Origin of the sequence: Neomegalonema sp., assembly GCF_028688855.1 — a bacterium.
Taxonomy (GTDB): Bacteria; Pseudomonadota; Alphaproteobacteria; order Rhodobacterales; family Rhodobacteraceae; genus Neomegalonema.
Genome location: NZ_JAQTXI010000003.1, coordinates 125,180 through 141,025, shown reverse-complemented (window position 1 = coordinate 141,025; position 15,846 = coordinate 125,180). Strand labels below are relative to the sequence as shown.

The following is a 15,846-nucleotide window of genomic DNA, read 5'->3' as shown; positions in this document are numbered from 1 at the left end:
CTTGCGGCGCAGGCTGAAGGTCTGCGGATTCCGGAATCCTCACCAGTTGCGGCGCCACCAGTCGAAGGCGGCCGCCGCCCCCGTGCGGGGCGCGAGCGAGTCCAGAAGAGGGCCGATCCAGGCGTCTTCGCGGGCGCGAAGGGCGTGAGCCGCCAGGCCCGCCGCCGCCGCGTATTCCGGCGCCGAGGCGCCTTCCGCCGCCGAGGCCGGGCGGATGGGGCGTCCGAGGCGCACCCGCGGCCCGAAGACCGCCCGCGCCGCCTCCAGGGCGCCCATGGTCTGCGAGGCGCCGCCCGTCAGGGCGATGGGCCGTCCGCCGGAATCCTTGCCGAACTCCGCCGCCAGGCGTCCGCCCGCGTTCAGCCGGATCTGGAGCAGCTCGAACATCTCGTCGAGCCGGGGACGGATCACCCGCTCCAGCGTCGAGCGCACCATGGGCGCCGCGCCCTCGCCGCCGGTCTTCTTGAGCCGCTCGGCCTCCTGGAACCCCACGCCCAGAGCCGCCGCCACGTCGTAGGTCACATGCGAGCCGCCCATGGGCTCCACCTCGGCGTGCAGCAGCCGCCCGCCCCGGAAGGCCGCCGCCTGGATCGAGCCGCCGCCCATGTCGAAGCAGAGCGCCCCGAGGTCCAGCTCGTCGTCGCTGAGGCAGGAGAGCCCCGAGGCGTAGCCCGAAGCCGCCGCCCCCACCGGCTCGACCCCGCAGAGCCGCGCCGCCTGGGCCAGAGCTCCCAGAGCCGCCCGGTCCACCGAGACCACCCGGATCTCCGCCGAAAGCCGACGGCCCGTCCGGCCGCGCGGATCCTTCACCGCCACGCCGTCCACCGCGAAGCCGACCGGATAGGCGTCGATGGGCTCGCGGGTGCGGGGCGTGGGCTCGGGGCGGCAGGCTTCGAGCGCCCGCGCCAGATCCCGGTCTCCGACGGGCCCCCGCCCGAGCCTGAGGGTCGCGGCGGCGGGCGCCAGACGCGCCAGCCCTCCGACCGACAGAAGCCCCTGCCTGATCCGCGCCCCCGCCGAGGCCTCCGCTTCGGAGATCGCCCGCGACAGGGCTTCGGCGGCGCCCTCCGCGTCGAAGACGGCGCCGTCCGCGCCCACGCCCAGAGACCGCGCCGAGCCCGCGCCGATCACCCGCAGGCCCGAATAGAGATCGGCCTCGCGGCCTTCGCCGCTGCGGGCCAGAGCCGCCGGGTCGGCCTGGACGATCAGGACCGCCGCCCGCGAGGCCCCCATGTCCAGAGCTCCGAAAGGCCCGCCGCGCATGGCGGAGGCCAGCCTTTCCCGAAGATGTTTCTGGGCGAGGATCGGCGCGAGGCTCATCTTGGGATCATCTTCGGGTCTGAGGGGGCTCCGCCCGAAGCCGCTCGCGGTAGGCCTGCGCCTCTTCGGGCAGACTCGCCACGAGCCCTTCGGCCGCGTTGGTGTAGTTCAGTTCGAGGAAGCTGCGCTGCAGCAGCGCCGCGCCGCGCGTCATCTCGCCGAGGGCGCGCATCGCCGCGAAGGGATCGGTCTCCGGCAGCAGGATGCGGCGGCCGTCCACCAGTTCGAGGTCCCAGCGGCGCTGGCCCACCCGCGTCAGGGCGCCGATCTGCGCGCGCAGTTCGGGCCCCGCCGCCTCCAGCAGCCTCCAGGCTTCGCCGGCGGCGCGGTCGGCGCCCGCTCCGACGATCCACGGGAGGTCGAGGCGTTCGGTGGCGTCCATCACCCGGGCGATCCGCGCGCCCTCGGAGTCGATCAGCCAGAATTCGCCCCGGATCTGCCAGACCGCCGCCGGAACGCGCTCGTCCAGAGTGACGAAGACCTCGCCGGAATCGGCGAGCTCCACCGAGGCCGCCCGCACCCAGGGCGAGGCCTCCAGCCGCAGACGGGCGGCGGCGGCGTCGAAGCCCACCGCCGAGACGCGGCCGTCCGGCTCGATGCCGAGCGCCGTCCGGATCTCGTCGACGGAGAGGTTTTCGCGCCCCGTCACATGCAGCGTATGGATGGCCAGTTCGGGGCGTTGCGCCATGCGGGCGCGGATCTCGCCGGTCTGCAACGTGAAATCCGCCGGATCGCGGTCCTTGAGCAGCGCCGCCGCTCCCAGAGCGACCAGGCCCACGCCCAGAATCGCCCCGCCGATCATCCGCCAGCGGCGCGGCGGACGCGCCTCCGCGGCGCGCAGCAGGCCGCCCTTCACCTTCTCCAGCACCTGGGCCGAGGCGGCGCGGGCCCGCGATTCGGTCGGCGGCGTCACCAGGGAGGGCACGCCCTTGTCCTCCAGCGCCGGACCCTCCCAGGGATAGGGCGCGCTCATGCGGGCCACGGGCGGCGCCGCCGGAGAAGACGAAGGAGCCGCCGGAGCCTGACCGGACCCCAGACCCTGAGCGGGCTTGGGGGCGGGGCTCGGCGCGGCGGGAGCGGCCTTCAGCAGGGCCTCCGGCGCGAGGGCGGAGGCCGGAGAGGGGGCGGCGTCCTTCGCGACCGCGCCCAGCGCCTCGCCCGCCTCGGCGAGCTTGCGCGCCAGACGCTCCGCCGCCTCTGCGGCGCGCGCCTCGCGGGCGGCCTGAGCGGCGGGCGTCGGCCCCGCAGGCGGCGTGGAGGCGGAGGCGGGAGGCGGGGGCGCTTCGGTCATGGACATGGCGGAATCTTTCCTGTCGCCGGATTCGGGCGAAAGCGGGCGACGTCCAGAAAATCGCGTCCGCTTTGCCATAAGATTAACGCAGGGCCTCTCCTGACCGCCCGCCCTTCGCGCGAGGCCCGGCGCGCGCCCTGGCGCGGGCTCAGCGCCGACATGAGGCGTCCTCGACCATCCAGGAGACGAAGTCCGGGAAGGAGATCCCCAGATGCGCCGCCTGCTCGGGCGCCAGAGAGGTGGGCGTCATGCCGGGCTGGGTGTTCATCTCCAGCAGGACGAAGCCCTCGACGCCCTTCGAGTCGTCCCAGCGGATGTCGGCCCGCGCCACGCCCCGACAGCCCAGCGCCTGATAGGCGGCGGCGGCGATCCCCATGGCGGCGTCGAAGGCCGCCTCGGGCATCTCCGCCGGGACCACGTGCCGCGAGCCGCCGAGCTTGTACTTGGCGTCGTAGTCGTACCATCCGGCGGCGACGATCTCGGTGACGGTCATGGGCTCTCCGGCCCGCACCGCCACGGTGAGCTCGCGGCCCGGCGCGTAACGCTCGACCATCAGGCGCTCCTGAGCGGCGCCCTGCACCTGGGGCGGCGCATTGGCGCCCTCGCGCACGACATGCACCCCCACCGAAGAGCCCTCGTCATGAGGCTTGACCACATAGGGCGGCGCCATGAGATGCCGCGCGGCGATCTCGGCGGGCGCCGCGAGCAGGCTTTCCGCCACCGGCAGACCCGCCGCCCGGAAGATCGCCTTGGAGAGCACCTTGTCCATCGCCAGAGCCGAAGCCCGCACGCCGGAATGCGTATAGGGGATCTCCAGAAGCTCCAGCAGGCCCTGGACGCAGCCGTCTTCTCCCCATTTCCCGTGCAGCGCGTTGAAGACCGCGTCCGGCCTGGAGGCCGTCAGGCGCGCCGCCAGATCGCGGCCCGCGTCGATCTCCTCCACCTCGTAGCCCGCCGCGCGCAGACCCGCCGCGCAGGCCGCGCCCGAAGCCAGCGAGACTTCGCGTTCGGCGGAGCGTCCGCCCAGCAGCAGGGCGATGCGGCGATGACGTTTCTGGGTCATGGGCGGTCCTCAGGCTCCGGATCGGGGGTCGGGATGAAGGTTAACAGCCTCGCCCGCAACCTCGGGAGAGGCGATTCCGTATGCTCGCCTTTCCCGCGCGACCTCGACTCCGTCCGGGATGGGCGCGGCGCCCGGCGCAGGCGATCCGAGGCGCTTGATCTCCCAATGCAGATCATGGCCGCTGGTCTCGAAGACGCGGCGGCGGACCTCCTCGCCGAGCGCCTCGACCTCGGCGGCGGTCGCGCCTTCATGGGCGATGAGGAAGTTGCAATGCTGCGGACTGACCTCGGCGCCGCCGATCCTCAGGCCCCGGGCGCCCGCCTCGTCGATGAGCCGCCAGGCCGCGAGGGGCATGTGGCTTCCGTCCACCGTGGAGCGGCCCGCCGGATTGCGGAAGGTCGAGCCCCCCGTGCGGGCCTTCACCGGCTGCGAGGCCTCGCGCCGGGCGACCAGCTCCGCCATGCGGGCGCGGACGGCCTCGGGCTGGTCGGGCTCGCCCTGGAAGAGCGCCGAGACCGCCGCGGCGCCTTCCGGCCAGCCCCGGGCGCTGCGATAGCCGAAGCCCAGATCCTCGGCGGAGATCTCGCGGCGGGTTCCGTCGCGGAGCAGGAATCCGGCGGAGATCAGGCGGTCCTTGGTTTCGGTCCCGTAGCATCCGGCGTTCATGCGCAGGGCGCCGCCGATGGTCCCCGGCACGCCGCGCAGATATTCCAGTCCGCCGATTCCCGCCTCTGCGGCGGCCTCGGCGGCGCGGGAGTCCAGAGCCGCCGCGCCCGCCCGCAGCCGCGCCCCCTCCAGAGGCTCGACGGCGTTGAAGCCCCGCCCCAGACGGATCGCGACTCCGGAGATCCCCCCGTCGCGGACGAGCAGGTTGCTGCCCACCCCGAGGAAGGTCAGCGGGATCTCCTCGGGCGTCCCGGCGAGGAAGGCCGCCAGATCCTCGGGATCGGCGGGCGTGAAGAAGACCTCCGCCGGGCCGCCGACCCGGAACCAGGTGTAGGGCGCAAGCTGCGCCATGGGCGTCAGCCGCCCCCGGACCTCGGGCAGAAGCGCCAGAAGCTCGCGGGCCGAATCAGGAGTGGGCGGCGAAGTCATGCGGAGGGGGCCTTCCTGCGCGGGGGGCGAAGCAGGGCGGAGAAGCCGGAGGACTCAGGCGGCGCCTTTGGCCTTGCGCGCCTCCAGGGCGGCGAGGTCGGCGGCGAGCCCGTTGGCCCATTGCGTGATCGAGCCCGCGCCCAGACAGACCACCAGATCCCCTTCGCGGGCCTCGGCGGCGATGAGCTCGGGCAGGGCCTCGGGCGTCTCCAGAGCCAGAGCCCGCCGATGGCCGCGCAGCCGCAGGCCCTCGACGAGATGATCCCGCGTCGCGCCCTCGATGGGCGATTCGCCCGCCGCATAGACCTCGGAGATCACCGCGACGTCCGCCTCGTTGAAGCAGCCGCAGAACTGGTCGAAGAGATCATGCAGCCGCGTGAAGCGATGGGGCTGATGCACCGCGATCACCCGGCCCTCGCCCGCCGCCGAGCGGGCGGCCTTGAGCGTGGCGGCGATCTCGGCGGGATGGTGGCCGTAATCGTCGATGATCCGGATTCCCTTCCACTCGCCCGCCGGAGTGAACCGCCGCTTGACGCCCCGGAAGCCCTCCAGAGCCGCCCGGATCCCGGCGTCGCCGATCCTGAGCTGAAGCGCCACCGCGACCGCCGCAAGGGCGTTCTGCACGTTGTGCTCGCCCGGCATGGGCAGACGCAGCCCCTCCAGACGGCGCTCCGGCTCGCCCGGCCAGCGGATCACGGCGTCGAACAGCGAGGCGCCGCCCTCGGCCCGGAGATTCTCCGCCCGCACGTCGGCCTGAGGATTGAAGCCGTAGGTCACGACGCGCCGGTCGCGCATCCGCCCGACCATGGCCTGGACCTCGGGATGATCGAGGCAGCAGATCGCCGCGCCGTAAAAGGGAATGTTGGACACGAAGGTCAGGAAGGCCGCCTTGGCGGCGTCGAAGCTGCCGTAATGGTCCAGATGCTCGGGGTCGATGTTGGTGACCACCGCCACCGTCGCCGGGAGCTTGAGGAAGGTGCCGTCCGATTCGTCGGCCTCGACGACCATCCAGTCGCCCGCGCCCTTGCGCGCGTTGGAGCCGTAGGCGTGGATCACGCCGCCGTTGACCACCGTGGGATCCATGCCGCCCGCGTCGAGCATGGCCGCGCAGAGCGAGGTGGTGGTGGTCTTGCCGTGGGTTCCGGCGACGGCCACGTTCCACTTGAGGCGCATGAGTTCGGCGAGCATCTCGGCCCGGCGCACCACCGGCAGACGCCGCGCGCGGGCTTCGGCCAGCTCCGGATTCTCCGGCCTGATGGCCGAGGAGATCACCACCACCCGCGCCTCGCCGAGATTCTCCGCCGCATGTCCGGTGAAGACCCGGGCGCCGAGCCGCTCCAGCCGCTCGGAGATGGGGCTGGATTTCGCGTCCGAGCCCTGCACCTGATGTCCGAGATTCAGCAGCACTTCGGCTATGCCGCTCATGCCGATGCCGCCGATCCCGATGAAATGGATCGCGCCGATGTCGAGAGGAAGCGCCGCAGTCATGGGATTCGCCTCAAACCGTTATTTTATCGCTTTATTTTGCTCGCTCTCCGGCGTTTTACGCCCCCGGCGCCGGATTGGAAAGGCTTTCCGGGAGGAAAAGGCGGACCTCAAAAGATCAGGAGGCGGCGCAGGACGCCTCCGCCCGGAAAGCGCGGCGCGATGACGCGGCTTCCGACGGATCGCCGGAGCCGGGCCGTAGCAGGAGGGTCCATGTCTCAGGAGCACCCCCCGGAATGACCCTTCTCCCAGCCAGCCCCGACCGGCGGACCCTTCTCCGTCTTCTGGCGGCCAGCGCGGCCCTGACGGCGGGCGGCGCCGTCGCGCCTCCCTGGGCGCGTCGCGCGGCGGCTCAGGCGGGGCTGATCGCCCCCAACGTCTGCGCCCTGACGCCCGAAGTCACGGAAGGCCCCTATTACATCGATCCGAAGCTCCTGCGCGCCGATATCCGCGAGGATCGCCCCGGAATCCCGCTCAAGCTGGCCATGCAGATCGTCGACGCCTCCTGTCGGCCCCTGCCGGGCGCGCGCGTCGACATCTGGCATTGCGACGCCTCGGGCGATTATTCGGGCTATGCGAAGCAGGGCTCCGACGGCGTGACCGACACCAGCGGACAGACCTTCCTGCGCGGAACCCTCATCGCCGACGCGCGCGGCGTGGCGGATTTCGTCACGATCTATCCGGGCTGGTATCGCGGCCGCACGACCCATATCCACTTCAAGGTCTTCGTCGAGGAGCGGACGGTCCTCACCGGACAGCTCTTCTTCCCCGACGCCCTCAGCGAATACGTCTACCTCAACGACCCCCGCTACAGGCGCGACGCGACCCGCGACACCATCAACGCCCGCGACGGCATCGCCCGACAGGCGGGCGAAGGCTCCTACGCCGCCGTCCGCGAGCAGGAGGACGGCTATGAGGCCGAACTCGTGGTGGGGATCGACCCGAACGCCGTCTCGCGCGACGTCGGCATGCCCGGAGGCCCCCGAGGGCCCGGAGGCGGACCCGGCGGACGCCCGCCCGGACCTCCGCCCGAGGGATTCAGGGGAGGACCCGGCGGACGTCCCCCCGGCCCCCCGCCCGAAGGCTTCCCGGGCGGCTTCCCCGGAGGCCCGGGCGGCCCCGGCGGCTCCAGAACGCCGATCTCGCCCGCGGATCTGATCCCCGGCGCGAAAGGCTGAGGCCCGAGACGGGCTTCGCGCCGGACGCCGAAGCCCTCTCCCCGATCTCTCCGAAGCCGGAGGGGCGGCGCCTCCCGGCTCCGTTTGCGGCGTGCGGAAGGAGCTCTGGACGAATCTTCACCTCTCTCCCCATATGTGTTCCCCGGAGCCTGCCGCTCTTCAGGAGACCTGCGCCATGAAACGCCTGCTTCCCCTTCTTCTCGTCGCGGCCTTCGCCGCGCCGCATCCCGCGCTGGCGGAGAGCGGCGGCGGCAACCGGAAAGGCGCCGCGGCCTCGACCGCCCCCGCCGCCCCCGCCTCCGGAATCGATTTCGGCGACGATTCGAGCACATGGGCCCATGACGGCGAATGCGACGACCCCCGCTTCCGCGGCGAGGGCATGAGCGCCCCGCCCCTGCTCGCCGAGAACGAGGGCGCCGACGCCGCCGACTGCGGCGCGGCCTTCAAGGCCGGGAGCATCCAGCTGCGCCCCGCGAAGATCACGAGCCCCGCGATTCACGAGGGGATCGATTTCGGGACCGACTCCAGCGAATGGGCCCAGGACGGCGAATGCGACGACTCGCGCTTCCGCGGCGAGGGCATGACCGCCACCCCCCTGCTCGATCAGGACATCCGCGCCGACGCCTCGGACTGCCTCGAAGCCTTCAAGGCCGGGCGGCTCGAACTCGTCCGCTGAGCCGCCGCGCGAGACCCGAAGGAGCCCGAAGACGAAAACGGCCGCCCCGCAGACAGGACGGCCGTTCCCTCGTCAGGACGCGTTTTCAGGGCGCGGCGCGGATCAGTCGAGCTTCACGCCCGCCTCCTCGACCACCGGAGTCCATTTCGCGGTCTCGGCGGCGACATGGGCGCGCAGTTCGTCCGGCGTCCCGGCGACGATCTCGGCGCTGAACTCGGCCATGCGCGCGATCACGACGGGATCCTTCATCGCCGCGACCGCCGCCGCATGCAGGCGCTCGACGGCCTCGGGCGGCGTCCCCCTGGGCGCGAAGAGCGCGTTCCAGGTGTAGGTCTCGTAGCCGGGCAGGCTCTCGTCGATGGTGGGGATGTCCGGGAAGGAGGGCGCGCGGGTCTTGGTGGTCACGCCCAGAGCCCGCAGGGTGCCCGCCTTGATGTGCGCCGAAGCCGAAGGCAGGTTGTCGAAGATGATCGGCACCTGACCGCCGATCACGTCGTTCAGCGCCGGGCCCGAGCCCTGATAGGGGATATGCTGGATGTCCACGTCGGCCAGGCTGTTGAACAGCGCCCCCGACAGATGCAGCGGCGTGCCGTTGCCCGAAGAGGCGAAGTCGTAATGGCCGGGCTCCTCGGCGCGCACCACCTCCAGCAGCTCGTTCACGGTGGTCGGCGGGAAGTCCGGATTCACCAGAAGCACGTTCGGCACCACCACCAGAAGCGAAATGGGCTCGAAATCGGTCTGCGGGTCATAGGGCTTCTGGCGCAGCATGAGCGGATTGAGCGCATGGGTCGCCACGGTGGCCATCAGGATGGTGTAGCCGTCGGCGGCGGCGCGGGCCACGCGCGTGGCGCCGACGCTGCCGCCCGCGCCCGCCACGTTCTCGACGACCACCGACTGTCCGAGGTTCTCGCTCATCTTCTGGGCCACGATGCGCCCGACCACGTCCGTCGATCCGCCCGCGGCGAAGGGAATCACCAGCGTGACGGGACGATCCGGAAAGCCCTGCGCCCGGGCGGAGGTCGGGAAGGATGCGGCGGCGAGGCTCGCGCCGAAGGCCAGGCCCAGAGCCAGAACCGGACGGCGGGCGAAATGCGGCGACTTCATGAGGAGTTTCTCCCTGAGATCATGGATGTCGGTTCGCCCCGCGTTCCCGCGCGACGGATCTTTTTCCCCATGATAGGCGCGTTCACGGTTCAGACAAGCGCGGCGAGGCCTGCGCCTGCGCCCTCCGGCCTGCGAGAACGCGCCGCCCGCCTGCGAGAACGCGCTTGACGTCGCTCCGGACGCGGGTTAGACACCCCTCCGTCGCGCGGACCTCCGGTTCGGGCGCGTCGAAACGGGCGGTTGTAGCTCAGTTGGTTAGAGTACCGGCCTGTCACGCCGGGGGTCGCGGGTTCGAGCCCCGTCAACCGCGCCATTTCGACGCCAGACGCGACTGACCTGTGCGGTTGTAGCTCAGTTGGTTAGAGTACCGGCCTGTCACGCCGGGGGTCGCGGGTTCGAGCCCCGTCAACCGCGCCAGTTCCCCAGTCCGAAAATCCGGAGAACGACGAGATCCGAGGCGGAAGCCTGCGGATTTTTTCGTCTTTCCCTGCGCCTTTCCGGGGCGGCTTCTGGATTCCCTGGCGAATTCATGACGTATGCAGATTGATTTGTTCTTGGAAGATTCCTTCAAACATAGTAAGAACATTTCAGGCTTGAAGGATGAATATACGCTTGCAGGCCCTTGACCCGACCCGGTTTCGCGCCGCTTTCACGGCCCTTCCGCAGGAGGCTCCTCATGGCTTCGTCGCAACGCTCTCCCCTGCTTCTTCCCGTCGACTGGACCGCGCGCATGGCGGAGGCCCAGGCTCTGGCCGCCGCAGGCGGCGAACTCAGCCGCCGGATCGGCGTGGCGGCTCTGGCGGGCTTCGCGCGGGCGGCGGCGGCTTCGCCGGCGGTGGCGCCCATGGCGCGTTTCGCCCCGCGTCCGGCTCAGGAGCCCGAAGCCCCGCGCTTCTTCTCGCGGCGCATGGCGGAGCTGGCCCGCAAGCGCGTCCAGGCGGCCTGAGGCGCGGCCCCTCCGGGCTCAGAGATCGGCGCCGCGCCGCAGGGTCAGGGTGGTCCAGTCGCCGAGGACGAGCTTGAAGTCGCGGCGGAAGCCGTGGCGCTTGTAGACCGCCTCCACCCCGTCGGCCTGACGGTTCAGGATGCCCGAGAGGATCGCCCGCCCGCCCGGCGCGACATGCGCCCGCATGTCCGGCGCGAGCCTCTTCAGCGGATTGGCCAGGATGTTCGCCAGAGCCAGGTCGAAAGGCCGGCGCCGGCGCGCCTGGGGATGGTCGAAGCCCACCGCCGCCCCGGTGAAGATCCAGGGCTGGAGGCCGTTGGCCACGGCGTTCTCGCGGGCGGTGCGGGCGGCGATGGGGTCGATGTCCGTGGCGAGGGCCTTCTTGCGCCAGAGCTTCGACGCGCCCATGGCCAGAACGCCCGTGCCCGCGCCCACGTCCACGACGTTGCGCGGCGTGAAGCCCCGCTTCGCCAGACGGCTCATCGCCAGCAGACAGCCGCGCGTCGTCTCGTGATGCCCCGTGCCGAAGGCCATGGCCGCCTCGATGAGCAGGCCGTAGGCGTTGCGCGGCACCTTCTCGACGTCATGGGCGCCGTGCAGGAAGAAGCGGTCGGCCACCACCGGCGTCAGCTCGCGGCGCACCTGAGCCACCCAGTCGCGGTCGTCCATGCGCGAGACCACGAAGGGACGCGCCCCATAGGCCGCCGCCAGAAGATCCAGAGCAACCCCGTCCGGCGCCGAGGTGAAATAGACCGAAAGCTCCCAGAACTCCGTCGCCTCGTCGACCTCGAAGGTGCCGACGCCCTCCGGCGCGGGATCCAGCTCCTCCAGCGCCAGAGCCAGGGATTCCGCGGCGGCGTTCCCCGTCAGGGTCGTGAAGGCGACGTGGTTGGTCGGGACGGGCTTGAGCATGGCGAGCTTCTCCGGAGGCGGCGCGAGGCCGCCCTTGTGGCGCCGCCCCCGCCCCGGCGCAAGAGCCCGCGCGCAAAGGGCGCCTCCTCCCCCTCGCCGTGAAACCTGTTGACAGCCCCGCCCTGATTCGCGGAGCCTTCACAAAACCGTCACAAAAGCCCGGCGCGCGAACGTCGGGCCCCGGGAGGAACTCATGGTCTTCGGAATGCGGTCCGCGCTCTGCGGCCTTTTCGGCGCGACGACCTTCGTCGCGATGGCTCCGGCGCAGGCCGCCGGGACTCTCAACCTCATCTGCTCGGCGGACGTGGTCGTCTGCGAATTGCTGGAGAACGCCTTCGAACAGGAGACCGGAGTCTCCGTCAACATGGTGCGGCTCTCCTCGGGCGAGACCTACGCCAAGCTGCGCGCCGAATCCCGCAATCCGCGCACCGACGTCTGGTGGGGCGGCACGGGGGACCCTCATCTGCAAGCCGCCGCCGACAATCTGACCCAGCGTTATGAATCGCCCCGTCAGGGCGAATTGCGCGACTGGGCGATCCGCCAGTATGAGGCCTCGGGCGGCAAGACGGTCGGCGTCTACGCCGGAGCCCTCGGCTGGGGCTACAACCGCGACCTCCTCGCCGCCAAAGGCCTGGAGCCGCCGCTCTGCTGGGCGGATCTGCTCAAGCCGGGCTTCAAGGGCGAGATCCAGATCGCCAATCCGAATTCCTCGGGCACCGCCTACACCGCCCTCGCCTCGCTCGTGCAGATCATGGGCGAGGACGAGGCCTTCGCCTATCAGAAGGCGCTGAACGACAACGTCTCGCAATACACCAAATCGGGTTCGGCGCCGGTGAAGGCGGCGGGACGCGGCGAGACCATGATCGGCGTGGTCTTCATGCATGACGCCGTGGCCGTGGCCGCCGAGGGCTTCCCCGTCGAGGCGGTCGCGCCCTGCGAGGGCACGGGCTATGAAGTGGGCTCGATGTCCATCGTGCGGGGGGCGCGCAATCTGGAGAACGCCAAGCTCTGGTATGATTGGGCTTTGCGTCCCGACGTGCAGTCGCGGCTGAAGGAGGCGAAATCCTTTCAGCTCCCCTCGAACAAGCTGGCCGAGCCCCCGCCCGAGGCCCCCGACTTCGACAAGATCAAGCTGATCGACTACGACTTCGAGACCTACGGCGCCACCGAGACCCGCCGCGCCCTTCTGGAGCGCTGGGACAAGGAGATCGGCGCCAGCGCGCAATAAGCGGCCTGTCCGCGCGCCCGGAGCCTCGCCCCGCGCGGAGGCTCCGGCGATTCCCTCGTTCTTCTTCGCCGCAGGCTTCCGGCGCGGTCTTTCGCGCTCCGCCTCTTGAGCCGTCGCGGCCCTCCCTCGCTCCGAGGAGGCCCAGTCATGACCCCCGCCCCTGTTTCGGGCTCCGCCGCTTCCGCGCATCTTCCGCCGCCCCGACGCCTCGACGCCGCCCTGCTCCTCGGGCTGCTGGCCTTTCTGGTCCTGCCCTGGCACCGGATCGAGGGCGGATTCTTCGGATTCCGCTGGCTCTCGGGCTTTCCCTCCGATCCCGACACGGCGCCCGGCCTGCTCCAGATCCTAGTCCATGGGCGCGTCTGGCTTCTGGGGCCCTTGCTGGCTCTGGGGGCGGCGGCCTGGGCGCGCTTCGCGCTCAAGGACCCCGACGCGCGGGGTCGGGCCTGGGTCCGGCTCGGGGCGCTCGGGCTGGCGCTGCTGACCATCCAGGGCTTCCTGATCGGCTTCATGGGCTGGAGCTGGCTCTGGCTGGACGGGCTCTTCGGCGAGCTCGCGCAGGGACAGCCCGCCATGGGCGCGGGCGCCGTGACGACGGGCGTCGCCTTCCTGCTGATCTTCTCCTTCGGCCTGGCGGATCGCGGCGTGCTGCGCGGCGACGCCTTCGTGATCTCCTCCATCGTGTTTCTGGCGGCTCTGGTGGCGATCTTCGTCTTCTACCCCGTGACGCGGATGCTGGTCGGGGCCTTTCAGGATTTCGACGGCGCCTTCACCACGGCGGGCTTCACGCGCAACATCTCCTCGCCTTCGATCTGGAGCCTCGGCTGCGTGATCGGAGAGACGCGCTGCGGCGTGGCCTGGCGCACGCTCTGGCTGGCTCTGATGACCGCCACGGGCGCCACGACCCTCGGACTCTGCTTCGCCCTCCTCGCGACCCGCACGCGCTTTCCCTGGAAGAAGGGGCTGCGGCTGCTGACCATCCTGCCGATCATCACGCCGCCTTTCGTGGTGGGTCTGGCGCTGGTGCTGCTCTTCGGGCGCTCCGGCGTGATCACGCAGGGGCTCTCCGGCCTCTTCGGGGTGGAGCCGGGGCGCTGGCTCTACGGCCTGACGGGGGTGTGGATCGCGCAGGTGCTGTCCTTCACGCCGGTGGCCTTCCTGATCCTCATCGGGGTGGTGGAGGGCGTCAGCCCCTCCATGGAGGAGGCTTCCCAGACCCTCCGCGCCGACCGCTGGCGCACCTTCACCGAAGTCTCTCTGCCGCTGATGAAGCCGGGCCTCGCCAACGCCTTCCTCATCAGCTTCATCGAGAGCATGGCCGATTTCGGCAATCCTCTGGTGCTGGGCGGCAGCCACGGCGTGCTTTCGACGGAGATCTTCTTCGCGGTGGTCGGCGCCTCCACGGATCCTTCGCGAGCGGCGGTTCTGGCGATCATCCTGCTCGGCTTCACCCTCGCCGCCTTCATGGCCCAGAGGCTCTGGCTGGGGAAAAAGAACTTCGCGACCGTCTCGGGCAAGGGCGATTCCGGCCAGCACGCCGCCTTGCCCGACGGCGTGCGGCGGCTGGTCTACGCCGTGACGATTCCCTGGCTGCTCTTCACCGTGACCGTCTATGCGATGATCTTCGCGGGCGGCTTCGTGAAGACCTGGGGCCTCGACCACAGCCTGACCTTCGGCCATTACCTGCGGGCTTTCGGAATCTCCCGGGGCGATCAGGGGATCCTCTGGACCGGCGTGGCCTGGAACAGCTTCTGGACCACGATGAAGATCGCGCTGATCTCCGCGCCCCTGACCGCCGCCGTGGGGATGCTCACCGCCTGGCTGATCGTGCGTCAGAACTTCGTCGGGCGGGGCCTCTTCGAATTCGCCCTGATGATGAGCTTCGCCATTCCCGGCACCGTCATCGGCGTGAGCTACGTCATGGCCTTCAACATGCCGCCGCTGGAGATGACCGGTTCGGCGCTGATTCTGGTCCTGTGCTTCGTCTTCCGCAACATGCCGGTGGGCGTGCGCGGCGGCGTGGCGGCCATGAGCCAGATCGACAGGAGTCTGGACGAAGCCTCGCTGACCCTGCGGGCGAACAGCGCCCGGACCCTGCGTCGGGTGGCTCTGCCGCTCCTGCGCCCGGCGATCACGGCGGCTCTGGTCTACGCCTTCGTGCGGGCGATCACCTCGATCAGCGCGGTGATCTTCCTGGTCAGCGCGCAATACAACATGGCCACCGCCTATATCGTCGGGCTGGTCGAGAACGGCGAATATGGCGTGGCCATCGCCTATTCCTCGGCGCTCATCGTGGTGATGGCGGCCATCATCTCCGGATTTCAGCTTGTGGTGGGCGAGCGGCGTCTGCGGCGCGAGAACCGCGTCGCGGCGACCCCCGCCGATGGGAAAGGAGCCGCGGCATGAGCCTCGCCCCCGATGAGACGCGCGCAGGAAAACGCGGATCGGTCAGCTTCGAGCAGGTGAGCAAGAGCTTCGGCGCCTTCACCGCCATTCCCGGCCTCTCGCTGGAGATCGCGCCGGGGACGCTGGTCACGCTGCTCGGGCCTTCGGGCTGCGGCAAGACCACCACCCTGCGCATGCTCGCGGGGCTGGAGCATCCGACGGGCGGACGCATCCGCATCGGCGGCAAGGACGTCACCGCCCTGCCCGCCAACGCCCGCGACGTCTCGATGGTGTTCCAGTCCTACGCGCTGTTTCCGCACATGACCTCTCTGGAGAACGTGGCCTACGGGCTGCGCTCCTCGGGCGTCCGGACCAGAGAAGCGCGCGAGCGGGCCGAAGAAGGCCTGAAGCTGGTGGGGCTGGGCGGCATGGGCGCGCGGCTCCCGGCGGAGCTCTCCGGCGGCCAGCAACAGCGCGTGGCGGTGGCGCGGGCTCTGGCGCTGGAGCCGCAGGTCCTGCTGCTCGACGAACCCCTCTCGAATCTCGACGCGCGGCTGAGGCGCAGGGTGCGCACGGAGATTCGCGAGATCCAGCAAAGGCTCGGCTTCACCGCCGTCTACGTGACCCACGACCAGGACGAAGCCCTCGCGGTCTCGGATCAAATCATCGTGATGAAGGAGGGCCGGATCGCCCAGCAGGGAACGCCCCGCGAGCTCTACGACTCCCCCGCCTCGGCCTTCATCGCCGATTTCATGGGCGAGGCCAACGTCCTCCCTTGCACCGTCGAGGAGATCGCGGAGGGCGCCGCCCGGATGCGCCTCGGCGGACTCCTGCGCCGCCTGCCCGCGCCCGCCGGACTCAAACCCGGCGCCGCTCTGCTGGCGATCCGCCCCAACGCCGTCGCCCTGAGCCCCTCGGCCCCTGAAAACGCGGCCTTTCCGGGCCGCGTCGAGAGCGCCGCCTATCTCGGCGACCATGTGGAGTATGAGGTCGCCACCGCGGCCGGACGGCTCTTCGCCGTGGATTCCCGGACCGATTCGCCCATCTCCCCCGGAACCGCCGTGGCGGTGGATCTGAAGCCCCGGGGGGTGGCGCTCCTCCCCGGCTGAGGGCCGGACGGCCTGCGGAAAAAACCCGCGCCGCGCGACAGGCGGGCTGCGGTC

The 15,846-nt window shown here is 70.8% G+C and carries 13 protein-coding genes and 2 tRNA genes; 8 read left to right on the top strand and 7 right to left on the bottom strand.

What is annotated here, in order from left to right; translation table 11 throughout:
* Positions 1–39: 39 nt before the first annotated feature.
* From PHN62_RS03440 to murC, 5 genes are all read right to left on the bottom strand, one after another.
* Complete coding sequence (locus tag PHN62_RS03440) at positions 40–1,320, bottom strand: cell division protein FtsA (protein ID WP_300146312.1); 1,281 nt, start codon at positions 1,318–1,320, stop codon at positions 40–42.
* Between the two features lie 7 nt (positions 1,321–1,327).
* Positions 1,328–2,617 carry a cell division protein FtsQ/DivIB gene (locus PHN62_RS03435; RefSeq protein ID WP_300146310.1) on the bottom strand — a complete coding sequence of 430 codons (1,290 nt, stop codon included), beginning with the start codon at positions 2,615–2,617 and terminating at the stop codon, positions 1,328–1,330.
* A 142-nt stretch (positions 2,618–2,759) separates the two neighbouring features.
* Positions 2,760–3,674: a D-alanine--D-alanine ligase gene (locus tag PHN62_RS03430; RefSeq protein ID WP_300146307.1), complete on the bottom strand. Its 915-nt coding sequence runs from the start codon at positions 3,672–3,674 to the stop codon at positions 2,760–2,762.
* Between the two features lie 9 nt (positions 3,675–3,683).
* The gene (gene murB / locus PHN62_RS03425; protein WP_300146304.1) at positions 3,684–4,769 is read right to left on the bottom strand and encodes a UDP-N-acetylmuramate dehydrogenase; all 1,086 of its coding nucleotides are present in this window, start codon (positions 4,767–4,769) and stop codon (positions 3,684–3,686) included.
* Between the two features lie 54 nt (positions 4,770–4,823).
* Positions 4,824–6,257 carry a UDP-N-acetylmuramate--L-alanine ligase gene (gene murC / locus PHN62_RS03420; RefSeq protein WP_300146301.1) on the bottom strand — a complete coding sequence of 478 codons (1,434 nt, stop codon included), beginning with the start codon at positions 6,255–6,257 and terminating at the stop codon, positions 4,824–4,826.
* Positions 6,258–6,490: 233 nt separating this feature from the next.
* Here murC and PHN62_RS03415 point away from each other — a divergent pair, with 233 nt between their 5' ends.
* Both PHN62_RS03415 and PHN62_RS03410 read left to right on the top strand, forming a co-directional pair.
* On the top strand, positions 6,491–7,432 hold the full coding sequence (locus tag PHN62_RS03415; protein WP_300146298.1) for an intradiol ring-cleavage dioxygenase: 942 nt from the start codon (positions 6,491–6,493) through the stop codon (positions 7,430–7,432).
* A 175-nt stretch (positions 7,433–7,607) separates the two neighbouring features.
* A complete protein-coding gene (locus PHN62_RS03410) occupies positions 7,608–8,108 on the top strand; it encodes a hypothetical protein (protein WP_300146295.1) in 501 nt (166 codons plus the stop codon).
* 102 nt (positions 8,109–8,210) lie between these two features.
* Here the strand turns inward: PHN62_RS03410 and PHN62_RS03405 are convergent, their stop codons facing one another.
* Complete coding sequence (locus PHN62_RS03405; protein ID WP_300146292.1) at positions 8,211–9,212, bottom strand: tripartite tricarboxylate transporter substrate binding protein; 1,002 nt, start codon at positions 9,210–9,212, stop codon at positions 8,211–8,213.
* Positions 9,213–9,448: 236 nt separating this feature from the next.
* Here PHN62_RS03405 and PHN62_RS03400 point away from each other — a divergent pair.
* The 3 genes from PHN62_RS03400 (at position 9,449) to PHN62_RS03390 (ending at position 10,158) form a co-directional block, all read left to right on the top strand.
* Positions 9,449–9,525, top strand: a tRNA-Asp gene (locus tag PHN62_RS03400).
* A gap of 27 nt (positions 9,526–9,552) precedes the next feature.
* A tRNA-Asp gene (locus PHN62_RS03395) sits at positions 9,553–9,629 on the top strand.
* Positions 9,630–9,888: 259 nt separating this feature from the next.
* Entirely contained in the window at positions 9,889–10,158 is a 270-nt protein-coding gene (locus PHN62_RS03390) for a hypothetical protein (RefSeq protein ID WP_300146289.1), read from the top strand.
* Positions 10,159–10,176: 18 nt separating this feature from the next.
* Here the strand turns inward: PHN62_RS03390 and PHN62_RS03385 are convergent, their stop codons facing one another.
* Positions 10,177–11,070, bottom strand: coding sequence for a 50S ribosomal protein L11 methyltransferase (locus PHN62_RS03385; protein WP_300146286.1), 894 nt, complete (start codon positions 11,068–11,070; stop codon positions 10,177–10,179).
* 193 nt (positions 11,071–11,263) lie between these two features.
* On the opposite strand from PHN62_RS03385, the gene PHN62_RS03380 reads away from it, so the two are divergent.
* From PHN62_RS03380 to PHN62_RS03370, 3 genes are all read left to right on the top strand, one after another.
* A complete protein-coding gene (locus PHN62_RS03380; RefSeq protein WP_300146283.1) occupies positions 11,264–12,298 on the top strand; it encodes an ABC transporter substrate-binding protein in 1,035 nt (344 codons plus the stop codon).
* A 147-nt stretch (positions 12,299–12,445) separates the two neighbouring features.
* Positions 12,446–14,704: an iron ABC transporter permease gene (locus PHN62_RS03375; RefSeq protein WP_300146281.1), complete on the top strand. Its 2,259-nt coding sequence runs from the start codon at positions 12,446–12,448 to the stop codon at positions 14,702–14,704.
* Complete coding sequence (locus PHN62_RS03370; protein WP_300146279.1) at positions 14,701–15,792, top strand: ABC transporter ATP-binding protein; 1,092 nt, start codon at positions 14,701–14,703, stop codon at positions 15,790–15,792. Before PHN62_RS03375 ends, PHN62_RS03370 begins: the two co-directional genes overlap by 4 nt.
* Positions 15,793–15,846 lie beyond the last annotated feature (54 nt).